At 70.9% G+C, this 20269-nt stretch carries 21 protein-coding genes and 2 pseudogenes; 10 read left to right on the top strand and 13 right to left on the bottom strand.

Annotated elements, in window-relative coordinates; all coding sequences use genetic code 11:
• Positions 1–88: 88 nt before the first annotated feature.
• Positions 89–358, bottom strand: coding sequence for a hypothetical protein (locus ABZS80_RS02355; protein WP_355054056.1), 270 nt, complete (start codon positions 356–358; stop codon positions 89–91).
• 414 nt (positions 359–772) lie between these two features.
• Between ABZS80_RS02355 and ABZS80_RS02350 the strand changes: the two genes are divergently transcribed.
• A complete protein-coding gene (locus tag ABZS80_RS02350; RefSeq protein ID WP_355054055.1) occupies positions 773–952 on the top strand; it encodes a hypothetical protein in 180 nt (59 codons plus the stop codon).
• A gap of 42 nt (positions 953–994) precedes the next feature.
• On the opposite strand, the gene ABZS80_RS02345 is transcribed toward ABZS80_RS02350, so the two are convergent.
• Entirely contained in the window at positions 995–1246 is a 252-nt protein-coding gene (locus tag ABZS80_RS02345) for a hypothetical protein (RefSeq protein WP_355054054.1), read from the bottom strand.
• A gap of 59 nt (positions 1247–1305) precedes the next feature.
• On the opposite strand from ABZS80_RS02345, the gene ABZS80_RS02340 reads away from it, so the two are divergent.
• The 3 genes from ABZS80_RS02340 (at position 1306) to ABZS80_RS02330 (ending at position 3682) form a co-directional block, all read left to right on the top strand.
• The gene (locus ABZS80_RS02340; RefSeq protein WP_355054053.1) at positions 1306–2232 is read left to right on the top strand and encodes an NAD(P)-dependent oxidoreductase; all 927 of its coding nucleotides are present in this window, start codon (positions 1306–1308) and stop codon (positions 2230–2232) included.
• 28 nt (positions 2233–2260) lie between these two features.
• Positions 2261–2461: a hypothetical protein gene (locus ABZS80_RS02335; protein ID WP_355054052.1), complete on the top strand. Its 201-nt coding sequence runs from the start codon at positions 2261–2263 to the stop codon at positions 2459–2461.
• A gap of 408 nt (positions 2462–2869) precedes the next feature.
• The gene (locus ABZS80_RS02330) at positions 2870–3682 is read left to right on the top strand and encodes a maleylpyruvate isomerase N-terminal domain-containing protein (protein ID WP_355054051.1); all 813 of its coding nucleotides are present in this window, start codon (positions 2870–2872) and stop codon (positions 3680–3682) included.
• Between the two features lie 346 nt (positions 3683–4028).
• On the opposite strand, the gene ABZS80_RS02325 is transcribed toward ABZS80_RS02330, so the two are convergent.
• The 4 genes and pseudogenes from ABZS80_RS02325 to ABZS80_RS02310 form a co-directional block, all read right to left on the bottom strand.
• Positions 4029–4577: a hypothetical protein gene (locus tag ABZS80_RS02325; RefSeq protein ID WP_355054050.1), complete on the bottom strand. Its 549-nt coding sequence runs from the start codon at positions 4575–4577 to the stop codon at positions 4029–4031.
• Between the two features lie 118 nt (positions 4578–4695).
• Positions 4696–7023 (bottom strand): annotated as a pseudogene (locus ABZS80_RS02320) (acylase).
• Between the two features lie 172 nt (positions 7024–7195).
• Positions 7196–8011 (bottom strand): hypothetical protein, encoded by an 816-nt coding sequence (locus ABZS80_RS02315; protein WP_355054049.1) that lies wholly within the window; start codon positions 8009–8011, stop codon positions 7196–7198.
• Positions 8008–9363: a hypothetical protein gene (locus ABZS80_RS02310; RefSeq protein WP_355054048.1), complete on the bottom strand. Its 1356-nt coding sequence runs from the start codon at positions 9361–9363 to the stop codon at positions 8008–8010. The genes ABZS80_RS02315 and ABZS80_RS02310 overlap by 4 nt, the downstream gene beginning before the upstream one ends.
• A gap of 132 nt (positions 9364–9495) precedes the next feature.
• Between ABZS80_RS02310 and ABZS80_RS02305 the strand changes: the two genes are divergently transcribed.
• A complete protein-coding gene (locus ABZS80_RS02305; protein WP_355054047.1) occupies positions 9496–9960 on the top strand; it encodes a hypothetical protein in 465 nt (154 codons plus the stop codon).
• A gap of 317 nt (positions 9961–10277) precedes the next feature.
• Here ABZS80_RS02305 and ABZS80_RS02300 read toward each other — a convergent pair whose 3' ends face one another.
• From ABZS80_RS02300 to ABZS80_RS02290, 3 genes are read right to left on the bottom strand one after another with little or no spacing between them, the layout of a single operon-like run.
• Positions 10278–11255 (bottom strand): NAD(P)-dependent alcohol dehydrogenase, encoded by a 978-nt coding sequence (locus tag ABZS80_RS02300; RefSeq protein ID WP_355054046.1) that lies wholly within the window; start codon positions 11253–11255, stop codon positions 10278–10280.
• Positions 11252–11449, bottom strand: a complete 198-nt coding sequence (locus ABZS80_RS02295; RefSeq protein ID WP_255352245.1) for a helix-turn-helix transcriptional regulator — start codon at positions 11447–11449, stop codon at positions 11252–11254. The genes ABZS80_RS02300 and ABZS80_RS02295 overlap by 4 nt, the downstream gene beginning before the upstream one ends.
• A gap of 23 nt (positions 11450–11472) precedes the next feature.
• A complete protein-coding gene (locus ABZS80_RS02290) occupies positions 11473–11901 on the bottom strand; it encodes a hypothetical protein (RefSeq protein WP_355054045.1) in 429 nt (142 codons plus the stop codon).
• Positions 11902–12089: 188 nt separating this feature from the next.
• Between ABZS80_RS02290 and ABZS80_RS02285 the strand changes: the two genes are divergently transcribed.
• The 3 genes from ABZS80_RS02285 to ABZS80_RS02275 all read left to right on the top strand — a co-directional run bounded on the left by ABZS80_RS02285 (position 12090) and on the right by ABZS80_RS02275 (position 15973).
• Complete coding sequence (locus tag ABZS80_RS02285; protein ID WP_355054044.1) at positions 12090–12794, top strand: VOC family protein; 705 nt, start codon at positions 12090–12092, stop codon at positions 12792–12794.
• A 930-nt stretch (positions 12795–13724) separates the two neighbouring features.
• Entirely contained in the window at positions 13725–14594 is an 870-nt protein-coding gene (locus ABZS80_RS02280) for a DUF2637 domain-containing protein (protein WP_355054043.1), read from the top strand.
• Between the two features lie 440 nt (positions 14595–15034).
• Positions 15035–15973, top strand: coding sequence for a replication-relaxation family protein (locus tag ABZS80_RS02275; protein WP_355054042.1), 939 nt, complete (start codon positions 15035–15037; stop codon positions 15971–15973).
• A gap of 126 nt (positions 15974–16099) precedes the next feature.
• Here the strand turns inward: ABZS80_RS02275 and ABZS80_RS02270 are convergent, their stop codons facing one another.
• Genes ABZS80_RS02270 through ABZS80_RS02260 form a run of 3 tightly spaced genes read right to left on the bottom strand, consistent with a single transcriptional unit; the run spans position 16100 to position 17726 of the window.
• Positions 16100–16360, bottom strand: a complete 261-nt coding sequence (locus ABZS80_RS02270) for a DivIVA domain-containing protein (protein WP_355054041.1) — start codon at positions 16358–16360, stop codon at positions 16100–16102.
• Positions 16351–17508, bottom strand: coding sequence for an FAD-binding oxidoreductase (locus ABZS80_RS02265; protein ID WP_355054040.1), 1158 nt, complete (start codon positions 17506–17508; stop codon positions 16351–16353). Before ABZS80_RS02265 ends, ABZS80_RS02270 begins: the two co-directional genes overlap by 10 nt.
• On the bottom strand, positions 17505–17726 hold the full coding sequence (locus ABZS80_RS02260) for a hypothetical protein (RefSeq protein WP_355054039.1): 222 nt from the start codon (positions 17724–17726) through the stop codon (positions 17505–17507). The genes ABZS80_RS02265 and ABZS80_RS02260 overlap by 4 nt, the downstream gene beginning before the upstream one ends.
• A 250-nt stretch (positions 17727–17976) precedes the next feature.
• Here ABZS80_RS02260 and ABZS80_RS02255 point away from each other — a divergent pair, with 250 nt between their 5' ends.
• Positions 17977–19215, top strand: a complete 1239-nt coding sequence (locus ABZS80_RS02255; RefSeq protein ID WP_355054038.1) for a helix-turn-helix transcriptional regulator — start codon at positions 17977–17979, stop codon at positions 19213–19215.
• Complete coding sequence (locus ABZS80_RS02250) at positions 19212–19724, top strand: flavoprotein (RefSeq protein WP_355054037.1); 513 nt, start codon at positions 19212–19214, stop codon at positions 19722–19724. The genes ABZS80_RS02255 and ABZS80_RS02250 overlap by 4 nt, the downstream gene beginning before the upstream one ends.
• 327 nt (positions 19725–20051) lie before the next feature.
• Here the strand turns inward: ABZS80_RS02250 and ABZS80_RS02245 are convergent.
• Positions 20052–20198, bottom strand: a pseudogene (locus tag ABZS80_RS02245) (helix-turn-helix domain-containing protein); the annotation flags it as partial.
• Between the last annotated feature and the right edge of the window lie 71 nt (positions 20199–20269).

Below are 20269 nucleotides of genomic sequence, written 5' to 3'. Positions count from 1 at the left end.
CTGGTGGGCACCACCGGGCGCTACGGCCGCAGGGGTTCTGACCAGCGGCCCTCGCCCCGGGGTGCCCCCTCGACCGCGATCGGGTGTTTCACCGACCGTAGGTGGTCACCGTCTTCGGCCGGGACTTCTTGTAGTAGAGCAGCCCATACACCGGGAGCCAGCATCCTCCCGTGAAGACACTCAGCGTGATGTGCAAAGCGTGGAACCCAGCGCCGATGTACTCCCGGGTGTAGACCGGCGGCGGCAGCGGCGCGGCGAACTGCGGCGGGTATGGCGCCGGCTGGGCCGGATACGGATATGCCTGCTGGGGCGCGTAGGGGCCCGGCGGGTAGGCGGCGGGCGGGCCCGAGTAGGGCACCGCCGACTGCGGCGGATGGGCAACCGGCGGCGCGGAGTACGGGACTGCCGGCTGAGGGGCGGCCGTGACGTCGGAGCCGGCGTATGGAGCCTGCGGCTGGGCCGGGCCCGGCACCTGAGGCTGATTGTTGCCTGGAGTGAATTGTTGAGGTTGCACGGGAACACCCTGGTGTCCCGTGCTGGGACCGTCATCATCCGGGCGGCTGACAAACGGCCATCTCGCGGCCTTGATCATTTGTGCGTTGGTGCCGGACTGCTCAACCGTCTCGTTCGGACTGGCTGACCCGGTGGAGGAATGCACCTGGTTCGTCGGTCGGAACGACCTCACCAAGGAGCAAGCTCAGCGGGAGTGCCGGACCGCGATTGAGCGGGATGCCGAGAGGCGCGCTGGCCTCGGCACGACATTCTCGTGTCGATGACCGGGGTGGAGCTCCAGGAAGCGTGGGAGACCGAGAACGGCTGGTCGGTGAACAGCACCGCCAACTACACCCTCACGTCGGCGCTGCTGGGCCAGACGCCTACCTCGGTTGGCCTGACCTGCGAGGCGGTCGCGACGTACGACGGCGTGCACACCACAGTCAAGAACAGGCTCTGACGACCTGCTAAGCAGAGAGGCCCCCGCCTGCACCTGCCCCCGTCAAACCCAACGGTCGTGAAACAGTGCCATCTCCACCTCGTCGGGCTCGATGCCCCGGCCGTGCGCCTGCTCCGTCGCCCAGGCCAGGTAGGCGAGCCACTCCTCGGACACCCACCCGGACTCGCGTCGCACACCTGCCTCGACGGGCAGCCGGCGCCGAACGACGCCTGATCCCGCAGGTAGCTCCTCCGCCGCGGCTTGGCAAGGGGTGGGCCGGGGCCGGCGGTGGCGGACGACACACCGACCGGCCATCACATGCCGGGCCGATCGCTCGTCTACCGGGGTGACACCCGAAGAAGGGAACCCCAGCCATGAGAGTTCTGCTCGCGGGCGCCTCGGGCGCCGTCGGTCGGCCCCTCACCCGCCAACTCATCGCCGGCGGCCACCAGGTGGTCGGGATCAGCCGTAGCCCAGGCAACGCCGAGCGGCTGCGCGACGCTGGCGCCGAGGCCGTCGTGGCCGACGTGATGAATCGAGAGAACCTGCTCGCCGCCATACGCGACGTGCGGGCCGACGCGGTCGTCCACGAGTTGACGGCGCTGGGCACCACGAAGATGGGCGAGGCGCTCCAGGGCACGAACGCCCTGCGTACCACCGGCACGGCAAACCTGCTCGCGGCGGCCCGGGCGGTCGGCGCCCACCGCTTCGTCACCCAGTCGATCGTGCTGGGCTACGGCTACCGGGATCACGGCCCGCGCGCAATCAGCGAGGACGACCCGTTCGCCGAGCCGGCGGGCGGCAAGCTCGGCGAGGCGGTGGCGGCGATCCGCGCCACCGAGGAGCAGGTCTTCGCGGCCGACGAGGTGGAGGGCGTCGCGCTGCGCTACGGGTTCTTCTACGGGCAGGACCGCATGACCGACATGATCGTCAACCTGGTGCGCAAGCGCCGGCTGCCCGTGCCCTCCGGGGGCGGCTACGCCAACTTCATCTACCTGGAGGACGCCGCCGCGGCGACCGTGGCCGCGCTGGAGAAGGGGCGGGCCGGGCAGGCATACAACATCGTCGACGACGAGCCGGTGCGCTGGGGCGACTACCTGGACACGCTGGCGGCGGCGATCGGGGCGCGCCGGCCGTGGCGGGTCCCGAGCTGGATGCTGCGGCCCATCCCGTACGCCCACGCGATGATGACCACCTCGATGCGCGTCTCCAACGCCAAGGCCAAGCGGGAACTGGGCTGGGCTCCGGCGGTGCCGACCTACCGCGAGGGCATCCCGCTGATCGCGAGCGCGAGCCGCTGAGCGCCCGCCGCCAGGGGCGATCGGTGCAGTGTGGACAGCCGACGACGAGCAGATCGGCGACGCGCAACGGCTGCTGGCCAGCCACGCGCACACCCTCGCCGAAGGCGCCGGAGCCGCCGTGCTCGCCGCCGTGCTCGCCCGCCCGGACACGTTCGCCGGCCAGCGCGTCGCGGTGGTGTGCACCGGCGGCAACGCCTCGGCCGCGGAAATCGCCGCGCTGGGCGGATGACGCCTCGAGCTCGAGCGCCAGATCCTGGCCGGCCAGAGCGCCCGCTAAGGGACTCGGGCGGGACGGGCCGGCGGCGGAGGGCCGCTCCGGCCCTGCGGTGACCGTCGCACCAGCAGGTACGAGCGTTGGCTGGGGTGCTCGACGGCTGCCTGTGGCGCTCGCAGCCGAGTTCGGTGCGCGCCGGCCGTGGCGCGTCTCGAACTCGGCTGCGGCCCATCCCGTACGTCCACGCGATGATGACCACGTCGATGCGCGTCTCCAACGCCAAGGCCAAACGCGAGCTGGGCTGAACTGCGGCGGTGCCGACCTACCGCGAGGGCATCCCGCTGGTCGCGCAGGCGAGCCGCTGGACGCCCGTTGTCAGGGCGCCCTGGACAGGAGGTTCGGGATCGGTCAAGATTCGCGGTCATGGCCCAGACGACGGCTGACCCCACCGAGCACGGCGACCTGTCCAACGAAATCCTTGCCGTGGCGGGGCGGCTGGCCGACCTGATCGGCGCGCTACCCGACGCCGACATCCCCATCCCCGGCGCGGACTGGACCGTCGCCGAGGCGGCGGCACATCTGGCGATGGCCAACGAACTCATGGCGACGATCGCCGCCGGCCGACCGGCGACGCACGGGGATGGGACGAAGGCCGGGCTGGCCGCCGCGAACGCCCAGGCGCTGAGCGCGGACGGCGAGCGCGACCCCGCCGTCCTCGCGCAGCGGATCGCCGGACAGGCTGCCGCGTTCCTCGAGGCGGCCCGCGCCCGACCCGCTGCGGAGATCGTCGACACGCCCATGGGCCCGATGCCGCTGGGGGCGTTCGGCTGCTATCTGCTCGCGCACATGCTGAGCCACGGCAGCGCGATCACCGCTGCCCTCCGGCAGCCGCCGATCGTCCGGCCGCGGCACGTCGAACTGATCCTGCCGTTCATCCACACCACGATGCCTCGCCTCGTCGACCAGGCCGCCGTGCGGGGCCTGAGCGCCTGCTACGAGCTGCGGCTGCGCGGCGTTTCCCGGTTCTGGGTGCTCTTCACCGACGGGGTGGCCGAGGTCAGCGACACGGCGCCGGGGCGCATCGACTGCACCATCTCGGTCGATCCGGTGTCGTTCTTCCTGTTGAGTGCGGGCCTGAGCGGCCAGTGGCCGTTGATCGCGCGTGGGAAGCTGCGGGCGTGGGGCCGTAAGCCGTGGCTGGCCTTCCGTTTCCTCAGCTTCTTCGCCATCCCGTAGACGGCGTGACCTGACCCGAGCGGGACCGGTGATCCGGTTTTCGCGGCCTGCTTCTTAGTCGCCGCTGCCAGCTGCGCGGCGCGGCTTTGGGCACCTGCCGGTTGAAGCGGGGCTCGAGGGCCAGGGCCAGGGCCTCCTTCGTCGCCTCCGGGTTGTCGGTCTCCGGTGTCAGCCGGGTCGACCCATGGACTCCAGCAGCTCGTGCAGCACCTCCAGCTGCGCCCATCCGTTGACGTCGATCTGATCATAGGCGTCGACAGTGATCTCAAGTCGGTCCGGGGTGGAGTCAAAGTCGACGAGGACGGGCCACCTAAGGGAGCGCTTGTCGATCAGCCGGCTCCTGTTGTCAGCGCGAACACTGGTCGGTCGCCGGCTGGGCCGCCAGCCGAGGTTCCACATCCTCCGGGAGCTCGGCACCGCAGAGCGCGCAGTTGTAGTCGTCGTCGCGGACGAGGTTGCGATCGCCGCAGTCCAGGCAGCGCCGGAAGACGACTGCCACGGTGAAGCCTTCCGGGTGGTCGAGACCTGCCCGGTCTAGGGCGGCCGCCACCGCCAGCCACGAGGTGGGATCGGGGCAGTAGCCGGTGGAGTGGTTGCTCACCTCGGTGACGACCCAGTCGATTCGCTCGCCCGTGAAGGCGATCTCGCCCGCGCCGAGGACCTCCCCACCGCCGGCGCAGGCGACGTGCTCGCTGCGTCTCGACGCGAGCCGCAGGGTGCCGGCAGGGTCGATGACGTACGTGAAGGGCTCGTCGCGGTCGCGTGGATCCGCCGCGGCCAGGTAGGCGTCGAGATCGGCCGGTGATCGGATGGGCCAGCCCTCGGGGGCGTCCGCGACCGAGGCCCGCACGTCGGCCGGGCCGACGTAGCGGTATCGATGCCCCGCTCCTACCACAGCGCCGACCATACGCCCCGCGCCGCGACCGCTGGGGACGATCGCAGCTGAGCTGGGCGCGACGGCCGGCCGGCTGGCCGGCCGCCGGACCCTCGCTGGCGAAGCGGGTGCTGCCGGCCTACCGCTCCCCCACCCGGTACGTGACCAGGTTCGGGTCGGCCTTGAGCTGCCGCTCGGTGAACTTGATGGTGTCCCAGCCCTTGCCCGAGTAGAGCCGGGTCTGGTCGGCGTACCAGGGCGAGTTCGGGTTGGCCGACTGGGAGTAGGTCAGGATCTGCCGGCCCGACGGCCCGTTGCGGCCCAGCTCGACGGCCATCACGAACGACGAGCCGTGCTGGACCTTCGTGTAGCCGACGCCGGGCTGCAGCACCCCGATGATCATGTTGAAGACGCCGGCTTCCGCTCGGCCGCCGTGGATCGGGATGCGCTCGGCGCCGCGCGGCTCGGTCTGGATGTCGCCGAGGCGGGTGTCGAGCGGTATGCCGTCCAGCTAGCGGACGGCATTGGCGAGGGCGGTGCGTACCCTCGGGTCGTCGACGGCGAGCCGGCTCGGCGTGGTGAGCGGGGCGGCCGGGTCGAACGGGTCGGCGAAGCGCAGGCCGCCGGCCAGGGCGAACTCGGTGAACAGGTGCGCGCCCCGGCTGTCGAGGTTGACCTTCAGGTCCCAGCCGCGCAGGGCAGCGCAGGCGGCGGCCAGGTCGACGGTGGTGCCGTCGGAGGCGGTGGCGGTCGGCTGCGCCTCGCAGGCCCGGACCAGGTCGTCGCGGACCAGCTCACCCCCGTACGCCCGGTCGCGGAACGTGACGTCCCACAGCTTGCCGGTGGTGAAGCCCTTGCCGGGGAGCCCGTCGGTGCCCGCGATCCGCTGCTGCACCTGGTGCACGCCGAGCCGGGTCCGCAGGCTACGCGGGGTCCGCTCGTCGCCGATGATGCGCGAATACCCCTCCAGCGGGCGAGCCGGGTTGGCCAGCCAGTAGCTGTCGTTGGAGTTGGTCACGTAGTCGCTGCGGACCAGCGCGGGCAGGTTGCCCGGGCCGAGAATGCCGGGCACCGCGGCGTCCGGGTCCCGGCCCAGCTCACAGGCGGAGCGGGAGCCGTCGAGGACGGCCTGGCCGCTGCTGGCGTACAGGGGCTGGAAGGGCGCCGGGATGCACGCGGCCGCGAGGGTGCCGGTGACCCGGGGCACGACAGAGTGGTCGGCGTAGAGGGCATTGCCGTCGCGGTCGGCGGCGATGACGTTGACCCAGGGCAGGAACTGCCGCCGGTCCAGCACCGTCCGCAGCTCACCCACCGACTTCGCGCGCCCCATGGCGAGCCAGCCATCGAGCGCGCGGTTGTTGGCGGCGTTGACGTCGGTGATCGCGTACGCGGCCTGCGCCGTCCAGTCGAAGGTGCCCGGCACCACGACGACCGGGCCGAAGTGGGTGTCGTAGAAGGTACGGGCAACCGGGCCGCCCGGCGTCTGGACGGTGACGGTGCGGGCGGTCATCTTCCGGGGCTGGCCGTCGTAGAGGTAGCTGGTCGGGTCGCCGGGCACGAGCGTGAGCCGGTGCCAGACAAACCGGCGGGCGGTGGAGACGGTGTGCGACCAGGCGATCCGGCCGTTGTGGCCGATCTCGACGATCGGGTCGCCGACCAGGGCCGCGCCCTCCACGTCGTACCGGCCGGGCACCTTCAGGTGCATTCGGTAGAAGCGCTCGCCGCCGTCCCAGGGGAAGTGCGGGTTCGCGAGCAGCATGCCGCCGCCGCTGGCGGTGGCGTCGCGCCCCAGGCCGTACGCGTTGCTGCCCACCCCGGCCGGCGCGCCGTCACGGGCGGCGACGACGGCTTCGGCCTGCGGGGCGCTCGCGGTTCCGCCGGTACCGGGCGGTGCGGCGGCGACGATGCCGTCGGCGAGCGCGCCGGAGCTGGCCCGGATCATCCGCGTCCAGTTCGCCCGCCACATGTCGAGCTCGGTGATCGGGCGTACCCAGTCCTTGCCCTTGCAGGCCGGGTCGGTGATCTTGTCCTTGGCGCTGCGGAGGTAGGCGTTGTAGCCGGCGACGAAGCCGCGGATCTGGTCGCGTACCTCGGTGGAGGGTGCGTGGATGCCGTCGCGCGGGCCGGTGAGCCAGCGCTCGGCGGCGCGGGCGTCGATGGCCTTCTGCTGGAACAGGTCGCTGGTGACGTTGCTGGTGGTCGTACCGAACGAGCGGGATCGCTCGGCGCGGACGGTGACCATCTGCTCGGCGATCAGGCAGATGTTGTCCTCGGCTTGGGCGTAGCCGACGCCGTAACCGAGACTGGCGAAGTCGTGGGCGGTGATGTGCGGTACGCCGTACGAGGCGCGCTGAATCAGGGCGGAGTAGCCAGGGCCGTGAGCGACGGCGGTGCCGCCGTTGATGGTGAGGCCGGCGGCGACCAGGACGGTGGCCGTCGCCGCGGCGGCAAGTGGGCGCGCCCTCATCGGGCGCTCCGGTGGTGGCGTGGACGAAACATTGGACGTCCTCCCCGAGTAGTGACTGTCCAGGTTCGACCGACGCTAGTAGTGAAAGTTGCTCAAGTCACCTGTCGATCACCGCTGACGATGAGGGGCGTTGAGTAAGCACCGCACGGGTCGCGGTCGTGGTACATCCGCGTCAGCGCGGTACGGTCACCTGCTGCTCCGGGGTCGGTTTGCCGGCGCCCGGGAAGTGCACCTCGGTGTCGAAGGCGAGCACCCCGTAGTAACCGCCCGAGGTGTATCCGCTGAATCGGATCGTGTAGGCGTCGCCGCCGGTCGTCGGGGTGACCGCGTGCGGCACCAGCCGGCCGCAGGACGCGGTGTGCCCGGGCCCGTTCCCGCTCGGCGAGGTGGCGGTGAGGGAGTAGTCCTGTTCGCCGGCGTGAACGACCCGGCAGGTGATGGTTAGGCTCACCGGCTCACGCGAGTCCGGGAGCCATCGGCTGCCGTCGAGGAAGAACGGCTCGACGAAGACGTACGGGTTGAGGTAGTACCCGCCCGTGTCGTTCTTGCGCAGCCGTTGGGTGCAGAAGCGGAAATTGCCCTTCGTCTTGCCGCTGCGCGAGACGTACACCTGCTGGCCGACCTGGAGGGTGCAGGTCTGCGACAGCAGGGTGTAGCCGCGGGGGAACTCCGGGGCCGGTGTGGCCCGGGCGGCCGGGGCCGGCGCCGGGGCGGCGGCCGAGCCGCCCCGCGCTGCGCCCGACGGGCGTGGTTTCGGCCTGGCGGAGGCGCTCGCGGAGCGGTTGCTCGGCGTTGGTGACGCCGCTGCGCTCGTCGTCGCCGCAACGGCACTCCCCGTCGCCGCGGCGGTGGGCGCTGGGGCGTCCCAGACGGCGCTGGCTCCGGCGGCACCGGGTCGGGCGCAGCCCGCAAGGCCGGTGGCAAGCAGCAGCAGCGTCAATGCGCTGCGGCGGGCGAGCGGACCGCGGGGCCGGATCGGTGCGCTCACCGCTGCAGCGCTGCGGTCGCGTACCCGTCGGGGTAGAACTGCCAGTAGTCGCGGTACCGGACCGTGAACGTGGTGGTACCGCGTGGCAGCGAGTAGGTGAGGGCGTACCTGCCGCTGGCATCCATCTTGCCGCGCCAGAACTCCCGCTCGGCCCCGCCGTTGGTCGACGCAGTGATCCACCAGTAGTTGTCGTCGCCGATCGGCGAACTCCAGGTCACGGTGAGCTGCGCGGTGCCCTTCTCCTTGCCGGTCCCCACCTGGGCGGTGACGGCCAGGTCGGTGACCGGCGGCCTCGGCGGGTGCGCCGGCCCGAAGGAGTGCAGCAGCTGCGTTTCCTGGTAGGGGTCGGTCGAGCTGATTGCCCAGGCCCGGGTGCCCGCCTGGTTGACCAGCAGCGTGCCCTCCCAGAGGCTGTCGTTGCTCCGGAAGTCGACGGCGTACGTCGGGACCGTGCTGCCCTTGGCGTAGAGGTAGACATCGGCGTCACCGGTAGCGGTCGAGGCACGGCCGATGGCGACGGTGGAGCCGTCCCCGGACCAGGCGGCGTCCTGCGGATAGACCCCGCTGGGATAGACAGTGGCGTCGGCGAGATCCGGCAGCCGGTACGAGTGATGCTCGTACGGGTGGCCAACTGTCTCCACCACCTCGGTGCCGTCCGGGCTCACGGCGTAGTCGATGAGGTTGCTGCCGGTGTTGTCCCGCCGGGCGACGATCCTCGGGCTGTCCCCGGAGACGTCGATGACGTACGTGGTGACGGGCGAATACCCGGTGTCGCCGGCGACGAGGAGGCCGGGCGCGCCGGGGCTGGCGTCGATGATCGGGTGGTAGTTGGGGCCGCCGGTGTAGACCACCGGCGGGGTGCCGGGCGCGGACCAGATCAGCAGACCTCCGGAGCCGATGCCGGCGTCGATGAACCCGCCGACGACCTTGTCGCCGCTCGGTTCGACGGTGTACAAGTGGGCGCCGGGGGGTGCGGGGTAGCTGGCGATGGTGGTGAGCGTGGCGGTGTCCAGCGCGATGATCCGGTTGAAGTCCTGGGCCGCGTACAGTATGCGCCCGTCGTCGCTGAGGACGAGGTCGGAGATGTCGGCGATGGCCGTGACCCGGTTCAGCAGCCGGCCGTCGAGGTCGGTCACCACCAGCGGCAGCCCGCCGCCGACCCCCTGGGCGATGTAGAGGCGGCCGCGCGCCTCGTCGAGCTCGATCGCGCGCAGGTCGTTTACCGGCAGCTGGGTGCCCACGCTCTTCAGCGGGGTTGTCTCGGCGGCGGCCGGCGCTGCTGTCAGTAGCTCGCCGGCGCTGAGCCCGATCGCCGTGAACATTCCGGACGCCAGCAATTGACGACGCCGCATGACACCTCCCCGTGTCGGCCAGCCGCCGCTTCGACGGCCAACGGAGACCCTAGTACCGGGCTCGCCGCTGCCGCTGTACCCCACCGTCCGGCCCGCTCTAGAGCGAGGTCCCACAAACTACTGTGAGGGGCGATGACAGGACCGCTGGACAGCGTCGAGGCGCTGCTACCGCCCGAGCACGGCATCATCATCGTTGCCGGTGCGGCCGCCGATTTCCTGGATGACCTCTTCGCCGGTGAGGTGCCGCTCTGCTCCGCCGGCGACGACATCCTGTACCTCATGAGCGCCTCGGATTCCTACCACTGCGCCCGGGTCGTGCTTGAGTCCTGGGCCGCGACCCCACCCGACGACCGGCAGGACGCGGATGCTCAGCAACAGGTGACCCTGGCCCTGAGCGAGGGCACCGTGCACGTGTCCGGCATGTTGGAGTTCCAGGCCAGCCCGATCCTGACGCTCGGGCCGCCGGGCCGCTACCACGCCCAGGTCAGTGTCACCGGACGGAGCCAGTTGTGCCGGATCGCAGCACAACCAGACCACCCCATCCCGATCATGGACGCCGAACGGTTCCGGGTCCGATTCTGGGCTGCCGACAACTGACAACCAGGGCGGCCACAAAGGGTGGCCGCCGATACTCAGGCCGCACGTTTGCGCCGCTCAAGGACTACCCCAGCTAGAACGCCTCGAAGGCGGCGGTCCACCGGCTCAGCGTCGTGTGGCGCCCGGTCAGGCGACCCCGGGCAGGCGGCGCTGGCCGACGACAAGTGCCGCCTCAGGATCGACATCGATCAGACGCAGAAGCCAACCTGCCAGGCCGGAGGGGTCGGCCAGCAGCTCGACGAGCAGCTGGGTCGTGCCGGCGTACGGGTCGCGGCGCCGGAAGGCGGCGAGGCTGGCGCGCCGCTATGACAAGCAGCTCAGATGGTGAGGACCACCTTTCCTGCCGGGTGCCCGTCCCGGAGGTGCCGGATCGCGTCCGATGCCTCGGCAAGGGGGTAGGTGCGGTCGACCACCGGGGTCAGCGCGCCGGACTCGATGAGATCTCGTAGCTCGTCCAGGTCCTCGGCCCGCTCCACGGCGCTCACGCTGCGAAGCCGTTGGCCGACGAACAGGGACAGCAGCGGCGCGCGGATCATCTGCCGGTCGTAACCGCTGAGCATCGGGCCCTTGGCGTACGCGCCACCGACCAGCGCCAGCGTCCCGTGCGGGGTGAGCGCACGCCGCAGCAATGACAACGGCCGATCACCGCCGGTGTCGATCACCACGTCGTACACCGGACCGTCGCGGTCGATCTCCTCGCTCGTGTAGTCGAGGACGTCCTCAGCGCCGAGGGAGCGGACGAAATCGGCCTTGGCCGGGGCGCAGACTGCGGTCACCGTCGCCCCGTACGCCTTGGCGATCTGCACGGCCAGGGACCCGACACCGCCCGATGCGCCGATCACCAGCACCCGGTGCCCCGGGCGCACCTCGCCGCTGTCGCGTACGGCGCGCAGCGCCGTCATCCCGGAGACCGGCACCGCGGCGGCCTGGGTGAACGCCACGTTGGCCGGCTTGCGGGCCAGTCGCCGCTGCGGTGCGCTAGCGAACTCGGCGTACGAGCCGCGCAGGCAGGTGCCGTACACCTCGTCGCCCGGCTGGAACCGGGTCACCCGGGCGCCGACCGCGGCCACCACCCCGGCCAGGTCCCGGCCGCGCACCGGCACCCGGGGCCGGCGCAACCCGCTCGCCAGCCGCGCCAGGTAGGGGCGGCCGGCCATGAAGATCCAGACTCCGGGGTCGACCCCGGCCGCGCGGACCTGGACGAGGACATCGTCGTCGCCGATGGCCGGCCGTCCGATGTCGCGGAGCTGGAGCACGTCCGCCGGGCCGTAGGTGTCCTGGACGATGGCCTTCATGGTGCCGCCTCCTCGGGATACTGGAACACGTCGTCGAGCCGTACGCCGAACACGCGGGCGATCCGGAACGCCATTTCCAGCGAGGGCGAGTAGCGGCCCTGCTCGATGGCGATGACGGTCTGCCGGGTCACGCCGATCCGCTCGGCGAGTTCGGCCTGGGTCATCTCGTCATGCGCGAAGCGCAGTGCGCGGATGTTGTTCGTGACCTGGGTCGGCTTCACCACTGCGGGACACCCGTGCGGTAGACGATCACCTTCGCCAGGGAGCCGACCACCGCCGACAGGACGAAGCACAGGTAGATGACGTTGGCGATCCAGAACCAGTCCCACTCGGCCAACGCCATGAGCATCGCCGACACCGCGCCGATGACCACGAATGCCTGGCCAACATGGTCGCCGAGCCGCCCGATCTCCCGGTCGCGAACGTCCTTGACGCGGGACGCCCGCGGGTTCACCACGCCCATCGCGATCTCGGCCACGATGTTCGCGACGATGGCGCCGCCGACCGTCCACAGGAGAACGCCGGCGTATGGGGTCGCGGAGAGCGGCCCACCGTCGACCCGGCTCAGGACGACCGCCGCGTAGACCGCGTACCCGACGACGCTGACCACCAGCATGGTCCAGGCGCGTTTCTCCTCATGCGTCATGATCGACTCCCCATGTAAAGAATCCTTGACACGCCTAGAGTAAGGTGTCTTTGACACCGTGTCTAGAAGCTTTTACATCGCGTGGGCGGCGGGAGCCGGTGACAGGCCCGGCGCGGTCGCGCCGGCCGAGGTTTGGTGCCGGTCAAAATGGCATTGTCGCCCTGCCGGCCCGCGCCCAGCGTGGGGCGATGAGCTCGCGACTCCTCTCGGTGACGTTCGATGCGCGCGATCCGGACCGCGTGGCGCAGTTCTGGGCCGGCATACTCGGCCGGGAGATCCTCGAGGACGCCGGTGGTGTGCTCCTGCCGGGACACGAAACCCAGCTCAGTCTCCGGTTCGCCCGTAGCGGCGCGGAGATGGCGCGGCCGAACCGCATGCACCTCCACCTGACCAGCGCCAGCCTTGACGACCAGCAGCAGACGGTGGCGACGGCGCTGAGGCTCGGCGGAAGTCACCTCGACGCTGGGAAGCGCCCCGAGGAGGGGCATGTCGTCCTGGCCGACCCCGAGGGCTACGAGTTTGACGTGATCGAGCCGGGCAACAACTACCTCGCCGGGTGCGGCTTCCTCGGGGAGCTCACCTGCGAAGGCACCCGGGACGTCGGCCTCTTCTGGAGCGAGGCGCTGGGCTGGCCGCTGGTGTGGGACCAGAACGAGGAGACTGCGATCCAGTCACCGCACGCCGGCACGAAGGTCGCGTGGGGCGGCCCGCCCGTGGCCCCGAAGCAGGGGCGGAACCGGCAGCGTTTCGACCGCGCCCCGGCCGGTGGCTACCAGCAGGCGGAGGTCGAACGGCTGCTGTCTCTCGGGGCCACTCGGCTCGAGGTCGGTGACGACGGCACCGTCGTGCTGGCCGATCCGGACGGCAACGAGTTCTGCGTGCGAAGGAACTGACCAGAGCTCCCCCGTCGCCGGTCCCGCTGGAACACGCCAGCGCGCCGCTGAACCCGACACCCGCCTCGATCATGGTGCCCTCCTCCCCGGCATGATCGCTGACCAGGGCAAGCCCTTCCATCGTGCGGACGTCGCTGATCCGCCGCTCCGGTGGGACGGCGAGGCTTCGGCAGCTGCCGGCTCGAGCGGGGCTTGAGGGCCAGGACCAGGACACCTGTCGCCGGCCAGGCGGCACGCGCCCTGACGGATTGCACGCACTGGACTGGCGTCATGGCTTGGTGATGAGCCGCACGGAAATCGAGGTTGACTCGGCAGGCGTTCCCGGGGCGTACTCGATGTACGTTCCCGCACCGCCGGCTTACGGTGTTCGGTCAGAAAGACAAGCGCGGGCGCTCTCAGCACGGGTGCCTGCTGTTGTTCGCGCTGGTGTTGCCGGGGACATGGAGAGATGGGAGGTCCCGCATGAAGGATCACTCGTCGGCGAGTTGAGCCACACCACTGTGGCGCTCGTCGAGCGCTGCCGGTGACGTAAGCCGTGACCCTGGTGACGCAATCTGGCCGTCGCCCTCCTGCCCTGCCCGTTGATCCTGGCCTGCAGTACGGGTTGTAGCGACACCCGCCGCCCGGGTGCCTGCCCGGTTTGCTGGCTCGATGACAGAGAAGTGCTGGTTGGCGCCCGCACGCCCAAAGGGTCCCACCGCGCCGGGCACTCCCCGGCAAGCGTCCGCACGAGAACCTGCCCGGTTCACGCAAGCGCAACCGGTGGCCCTGCCTCATCGCTCTTGAATACCTACACGTGAAGCTGGAGCACGAACATGATCTCGATCCTCGTCAATCCGAATGGGCTGGCGGTTGCCTCACCGGTCCACCGGACCAGGGTGACGCCATTCGAGGCTCTACCCGGACGGCGTGTGGACAGGTGGTGGGCCGTTGGCACCACGTAAGCAGCGACCCCCGGACCCGCCCAAGGAGGCGCGGTCGAGGCGGGAGCGGCTGGAGAACCGGATCCAGGTGCTGATCATGCTGTTGATCGGCGGCGCGGCCGGCGCAGCCTCGTTCCGCCACGTCCATGACGTCGCTGCGGCGCACGGCCAGCCGGGCTGGCTCGCCTGGGCCGACGCTGTCGTCCTGGAACTGGCCTCCATCGCCGCCGGCTTGGAACTGCGCCGCAACCGGCGCTGGGGCAAGAGCGTCGCCTTCCCGGCGACCGTGCTGACCGTGGCGGTGTTCCTGTCCCTCGCGGCCCAGGTCGTGGAGGCCGAAGCGTCGGTGATCGGCTGGGTCGCCGCCGCGCTGCCGGCGCTCGGCTTCCTGACGATGGTGAAGATCGCCCTCGGCCGCGCCGACCCCGCCCCACCCGACCACACCGCCCGACCCACGCAGGGCCGGCCGGGACCACTGCTGGTCGTGGACTCCGCGGTCCCGGACACTCGCAAACCGGCCCCGGGACCGCCGTTGCCGGTCCCCACGAGCACTGCCACGGTCCGGGACCGCACCGCCGCGGTCCCGGCTACAGCGGACCAGGACCGGGCGGTCCCGGACCGCCGCCGCGGCGGCCCGCCGGTCCGGGACCAGGGCCCAGAGATCACCGCGTTGGTCCCGGCCGCCCGGACCGCCGCTCGCACGCTCGCCACCCACGGGACGCCGCTGTCCCGCAAGGAACTCGCCCGGCAACTCCGCGCGGACGGGCACCGCCTGTCCAACGCCACCGCCTCCGCACTCGTGCGCGTCCTCCGCGCCGAGGCCGCCACCCCACTGGCCCCGGCCTCGCCGAACCTGTCCCACCCGGAGGCCGCGTGACAGACCGACAACCCGTGACTCCTGTCAGACCGAACCGCACCGGTCAGACCACCTGTCAGGAAGCCGGCCGCCTGACCGAACCTGACCAGGCCTGTCGCAGCGACCACCGTCCCGCCCGCCGCGGCGCAGCAGCCGGTGCACCTGCCGCCCCATCCACCGAATCCCGACCCGCAAAGGAGCAACGAGCATGCTGATCCAGGTCAACGACCGCCACCCGCGCCAACCCCGATTCGCATCCCCCGCCCTCTCAACCCGGGTTCCACGCGGTGTGACCGGCCATGCCGGTGGCGGTGTCGATCCCCGTCTCACCGTCCGCCTTGATACTGACCCCCACGCCGACCCCTTGTTCTCGCTGACAGCGCAGGTCGGGCCCGCTGTCAGCGGCGCCGATCGGTTCCAGACACACCCTCATGGGTGGGGTGTCTCCCCAGGGGCCGCCCATGCGTAAACCGCTACCGGCACCGGATCCGCTGCTGCGCCTGCAGGCCAGCATCACCGCCCGCGACGACCGACTCCTCGGCTGGCTCTACGACCACGGACTGCTGACCACCGACCAGATCGCCGCCGCCCTGTTCCCGTCCCTGGATTTCGCTCAACGCCGGCTACGCCGCCTCACCGTCCTTCGCGCGGTGGACCGGTTCCGACCCAACAAACCCGATGGTGGCTCCTACCCGTACCACTACGTCCTGGACCAGCTCGGCTACAGCCACGTCCGCGCCCAACGCGGCCTCGGCCCGCCACGCCGGGACCAGGCACGCCGCCGCAAACAATCCCTCACGTCCCGCCCGGACCTACCCCACCTGCTTGGCGGCAATCAGGTCTTCATCGACCTGGCCGCCCACGCCCGCACCCACCCCGACAGCCATCTGGACCGCTGGCAGCCCGCGTCCGCCTTCCACGAACCGGGCGTGTTCTACCGCAGAGGCGGGGACCCGCAGCTCATGGTCCACGGTCCGAGCGGCCTGCCCCGCCCGGACGGCGCCGGGGTGTGGACCGAGCAGGATCGCTCGGTGCCGTTCTTCCTCGAATACGACACCGGCCGTGAACGCCTCGACATCCTCACCGAGAAGATCGCCAAGTACGAACGCTTGTATGCGATGAGCACCTGGGCATGGCCGGTCCTGTTCCACCTACCGTCCGCACGACGGGAGGCGAACCTGCACCACCGCCTCACCGGCACCACGCCACGAGCATTCATCGCCACCACCACCGCCGACCTACGCGCCGCCGCCGGCGTGAGCCCCGCCGACCAGATATGGCACCTGGTCGGTGTCGGTGCCGGCCGTCGCCGCCTCATCGACCTGCCCTACACCGACACCCACCACGACCAAGAGTTCCCCACCCGCACCGCGCCCGGCCCGCACGAGCGAGCATCCTGATGGCCGTGACGGTGTGAGCAGCCCGGTTGCCCGGGCTGCTCACACGGTCTACTCCGTGCCGGCGGATGCGGGAGGACCGGAAACCCGGCGGGCACCCGCGACCAAGCGGCGAGTCCAGCCGTGAGATCAGGGAGCTGGGTACGTTCGCTGCTCCGACTGCCACGCCCGTAGCGCACCCTTGATCCGCTGGTTCTCCGCCCGCACGTCGTCCCGCTCGCGCGTACGCCGCTGCAGCTCGAAGGCAAGGCGGTGCAGCAGGGCATCGACTTCGTCGACCCGATAGCCGCGCCGCCCTCGTCGGGTCGACGGCAACGGCACCGCGGCGATCCGATCCGGGGTGAGCGGGCCGCGCAGGGAGTGCCGGCTGCGGTAGACGGTCACCGCCACGGAATCCGATCCGGCAGGTGGATCCGCTCGCCCGGCACCCCGGCGGCGAGCAGCCGCAACCTCGAGCCCGCCAGCATCGCCGGCGGCCCGCACACGTAGACCTGCTGCTCACCTCGCAGGTGGTCGAGGGCGACGGTCAGCGCGTCGCCCCGCTCCCCCGGCTCGGCGAGCGGGTCGTGGGAGAAAGCCGGCACGACGGTCAGCCAGTCGTGGGCCTGCTGGAGCTTGTCGAGGGTGATCGCGTCGTACAGGCCCGCCACGTCACGGCTTCCCGCGATCAGCGTCACCTGCCGGCCGTCCGGGGCGGCGGCGACCTGCTCGACGATCGCGCGCAGCGGTGCCAGCCCGGTGCCGCCGGCGATCAGCAGCAGGTCCCCGCCGTGCAGGCTCAGCCCGGTGTCCGCCGGCGGGCCGAGGTGGAGCAGCTCGCCGGGGCGTACCTGGTGGACCAGGCTGGTGGAGACGGCGCCGCCGCGGACCGCGCGGACGTGCAGCTCGACGGTGCCGTCCGGGCGCGGCGCGTTCGCCGGGCACAGCCAACGCCACCGGCCGGGCCTGCGCGGCGTGCAGACCGGCACCGCCTGGCCGGGCCGGTAGGGCAGCCGCCGCCACGGCCGCACCGTGATGATGGCAACCCCGTCACAGGCCAGATCGTGGTCGAGCACCTCCACCGGCCACCAGGCCGGGCCGTCCCCCGCTGTTGTGGCTGCCGACTCGACTTCCTGCCAGGGCACGGTGGCCCGTAGCGCGTCGTCGATGACCGTCTGATGCTCTGGTCGCAGGCCGAAGCGGCGGTACGCGCGGCCCAGGACGCTCAGCAGCGCCAGCTTCTCGGGGCGGTCCGGCCGGCCGGTGAGGCGGCCCAGGGCGGCCCCGAGCAATGGGGCGTCGCGCTCGGGCAGCAGGCCCCGGCAGCGGTCGTCGACCTCCTCCCAGAACGAGCGCCGCCGCAGATAGCTCTCCGCGCGGCGGTGCTCGGCCTCCGACCAGCCGAGGTACGGCAGGTCGGTCCCGGTGGCCAACGCTCGTGCCACCTGTTCCGTCAGCCGGTCCCGGTCCACCCCGATCAGGTACGGGGAGAGCTCCGCGTCCGCCGCGACGAGGCTGAGCCAGCGGGCGACCGCCTCGGGTGTCCCCTGTTCCGTCACGCCTGCTCCCCGAGTTGCTCCCCCGTTAGGCCCGCGGCGTGGATCGCGGCGTGGGCCCAGCGGGCCAGGCGGCACGGGTACGGGACGCGTTCGCTGCGGCACAGCAGGCCCTGCGGCCAGAGCTCGGGGGCGTGGACCCGGACCGTGTGGACGGCGAGCGCCAGGTCCTCGTCGGTGACCGGGATCAGCACGGGACTCTCGGCGAGTACGGCGGACATCGGTGGGCGCCTCCGGTGGTGGGGTGCGTGGAGTGGCGCCGGGGCGGGCGGGGACGGCCGCCGCCGTACGGGGGAACGACGCGGCCGGAGCCCAGCACCCGCCCCGGGCCATGCGTCCAGCCTCGTGCTCTTGCTGAGCCGGAACTACAGCGCCGGAGGAGCCTCAGTGACGCAGAAGTGAGGCGTTTGCGTACCCGCCGGATCGACGGGGGTGTTATTACAGTGGCGGCAGACCGGAGGGAGATTGGGCGTGGCCCTGAAGCGGCACCGGCTCTGTCAGCGACGCAAGGCCCTCGGGTTCAGCCAGGAGCGCCTGGCCGAACTGCTCGGCGTGGAACGGTCAACCGTGGTGCGCTGGGAGAACGTCGAAACAGATCCTCAGCCGTGGCATCGAACCCGGATCGCCTCCGCGTTGGGAGTTACGCTCGAACAGCTCGACGACATGCTTGTTGACGTGTCGGTGCCAGCACATCGAGGGCAGGCCATGGGAGATGACGCTCGTAGTGCCCCCTCCGGCGCCGCTCGGCCGGAGCTGCTCAGCGGCCTACGCACCTTCCTCACCAGCTACCTGACCGCGCCTGGCGGGCCAATGCCATCGATTGCCGACGTGCGGCGGGGCGTTGGCCGGGTACACAACCTCTACCAGCGGGCGAGCTACACGTCGGCCGCTCGTTTGCTGCCGGACGTGCTCAGCCAGGCGACGGCCATGACTGGCCACGCCAGCGGACTGCATCGCAGCAGCGCGTTTCGGCTACTCGCTGCCGCCTACATCGCGGCATCGAAGCTGGCAGCCAAGGTCGGTGACGGTGACACCGCCCTGCTGACCGCCGATCGGGCTTCCACCGCCGCCCGGTTGGCGGACGACCAGGGCTTGGCAGCCGTGGCCGCCTATCAGGCGGCATGCGGGCTCATGCGGCTGCCCGGGAGAGCGGACGACGCCGAACAGATCGTGCTCGGCAGCGTCAACCGCCTAGGTGCCGTTGATGACCCGGATCTGTTGTCTGCGCAGGGAGCCTTGCTACTGCTGGCTGCCGTGATGGCCGCTGGAAAGGGCAGCTCTAAGGAAGCGGGCCAGTTCCTTGCACAGGCCCAAGACCTGGCGGCGGCTCTCGGCTCAGATCGCAACCGGCTGTGGACCGGGTTTGGTCCGACGAATGTCATCATCCACGCGGTCTCGGCTGCAGTTCGAGCTGGCAATACGGATCAGGCGCTGGAGATCGGGTCGCGGCTCGACACGTCGCGGTTACCGGCGGTGCTGGTCGGCCGAAGGGCCCAGGTACACGTCGACATGGCGGCAGCGGCGTTCATCTCCTCCGGCGATCGATCAGTCTCGGTGCTGCACCTTCTTGAGGCAGAGCGGGTGGGCGCCGAAGTGGTTTACGCCAACGTGCAGGCGCGAACGCTGCTGCTGGACCTGCTGGCCAAGGAACGGCGGGCGCCTACGCCAGGGCTGCGGCCGCTGGCGGAGCGGGCTGGGCTGCTGGCATGACTGAACCTGGTGTGCTGGCGCTGGTGGTGTGTGCGGCTCCTCCCGTACTGCGGATCGATGAGCTGATTGAACTGCTGCTCGCAGACGCATGGACCGTCTGCGTCACCGCTACTCCGACAGCGGCGACGTGGATTGATCGGGAAGCCTTGGCGCGCCAGACGGGGTATCCGGTGCGGGTGAAGTGGCGAACGCCTGGTGAGCCGGAACCGCATCCGTCGGCGGATGTAGTTGCCGTGGTGCCGGCGACCTTCAACGTAATCAACAAGTGGGCGCTGGGGATCAACGACACGCTCGCGCTCGGCATCCTCAACGAGGCACTCGGCACCGGCATCCCGGTATACGCCTTCCCGAACGTCAAGGCTCAGCTTGCCGCCCACCCGAGCTACGACCGACACCTGAGACAACTAGTGAGTGCCGGCGTCCAGGCAACGTCGATGACGAGCGATCCCAACTGGCAGATGGTCGGCGACCGACTCCACGCGTCCACTCGGCCCGGGCCTTCTATTTGATCGGGCTCACCCCGGATCGTTGTCGAAACGGACGTTGACTTGCAACGCTAAGCCGGCCCGAAACGGTGGGAACGGAACAGATCGGGCACAACCTGGCCACTCACCGGGCGACCGCAAGCCGAGCTTCGCCTTGCGAGTTACTAGGGCCTCCAGCAGTGCGGCGAGCTGGTTGGTCGCGGCCGTGCGGGCGCGGACATGGTCCTTCCCGTAGCCGGCTCAGGCCTTGCAGTTCGCTCAGCCCGTGGCCGGCCGTTCGCAGCCGGCGCAGCCGGTGACCGTCCGTGCGGAGGTAGTCGGCGATTATGTAGCTGTCGCCAACCCGTCCAAGCCCTCCTCGGCATACCAGCGCAGCCACCGGTCCACCGCCTGCCGAGAGACCCCGAACCGGCCGGCCACCTCCGTCACCGCAAGCCCGGCCTGAACCTCCGACACGGCCCGATACCGCGGTTCGGCCACGCTCACCTCCACCAGCACTCGGCGGAGTGTCACGCATCTGTGAAGCCGCCGTGTAACGCATCATCCGGAGTCGGACACATTGCCGGCGA

The sequence above is a fragment of the Micromonospora sp. NPDC005305 genome, assembly GCF_040607315.1.
Taxonomy (GTDB): Bacteria; Actinomycetota; Actinomycetes; order Mycobacteriales; family Micromonosporaceae; genus Micromonospora.
This window is presented reverse-complemented; position numbering and strand designations above follow the sequence as displayed.

Coding starts and splice junctions, on each gene's coding strand:
- ABZS80_RS02260 (WP_355054039.1), bottom strand. CDS start 17,726: ATGTCCGCCGTACTCGCCGAGAGTCCCGTGCTGATCCCGGTCACCGAC.
- ABZS80_RS02310 (WP_355054048.1), bottom strand. CDS start 9,363: ATGCGGCGTCGTCAATTGCTGGCGTCCGGAATGTTCACGGCGATCGGG.
- ABZS80_RS02345 (WP_355054054.1), bottom strand. CDS start 1,246: ATGGCCGGTCGGTGTGTCGTCCGCCACCGCCGGCCCCGGCCCACCCCT.
- ABZS80_RS02275 (WP_355054042.1), top strand. CDS start 15,035: ATGCGTAAACCGCTACCGGCACCGGATCCGCTGCTGCGCCTGCAGGCC.
- ABZS80_RS02290 (WP_355054045.1), bottom strand. CDS start 11,901: ATGACGCATGAGGAGAAACGCGCCTGGACCATGCTGGTGGTCAGCGTC.
- ABZS80_RS02340 (WP_355054053.1), top strand. CDS start 1,306: ATGAGAGTTCTGCTCGCGGGCGCCTCGGGCGCCGTCGGTCGGCCCCTC.
- ABZS80_RS02285 (WP_355054044.1), top strand. CDS start 12,090: ATGAGCTCGCGACTCCTCTCGGTGACGTTCGATGCGCGCGATCCGGAC.
- ABZS80_RS02300 (WP_355054046.1), bottom strand. CDS start 11,255: ATGAAGGCCATCGTCCAGGACACCTACGGCCCGGCGGACGTGCTCCAG.
- ABZS80_RS02305 (WP_355054047.1), top strand. CDS start 9,496: ATGACAGGACCGCTGGACAGCGTCGAGGCGCTGCTACCGCCCGAGCAC.
- ABZS80_RS02350 (WP_355054055.1), top strand. CDS start 773: ATGACCGGGGTGGAGCTCCAGGAAGCGTGGGAGACCGAGAACGGCTGG.
- ABZS80_RS02330 (WP_355054051.1), top strand. CDS start 2,870: ATGGCCCAGACGACGGCTGACCCCACCGAGCACGGCGACCTGTCCAAC.
- ABZS80_RS02250 (WP_355054037.1), top strand. CDS start 19,212: ATGACTGAACCTGGTGTGCTGGCGCTGGTGGTGTGTGCGGCTCCTCCC.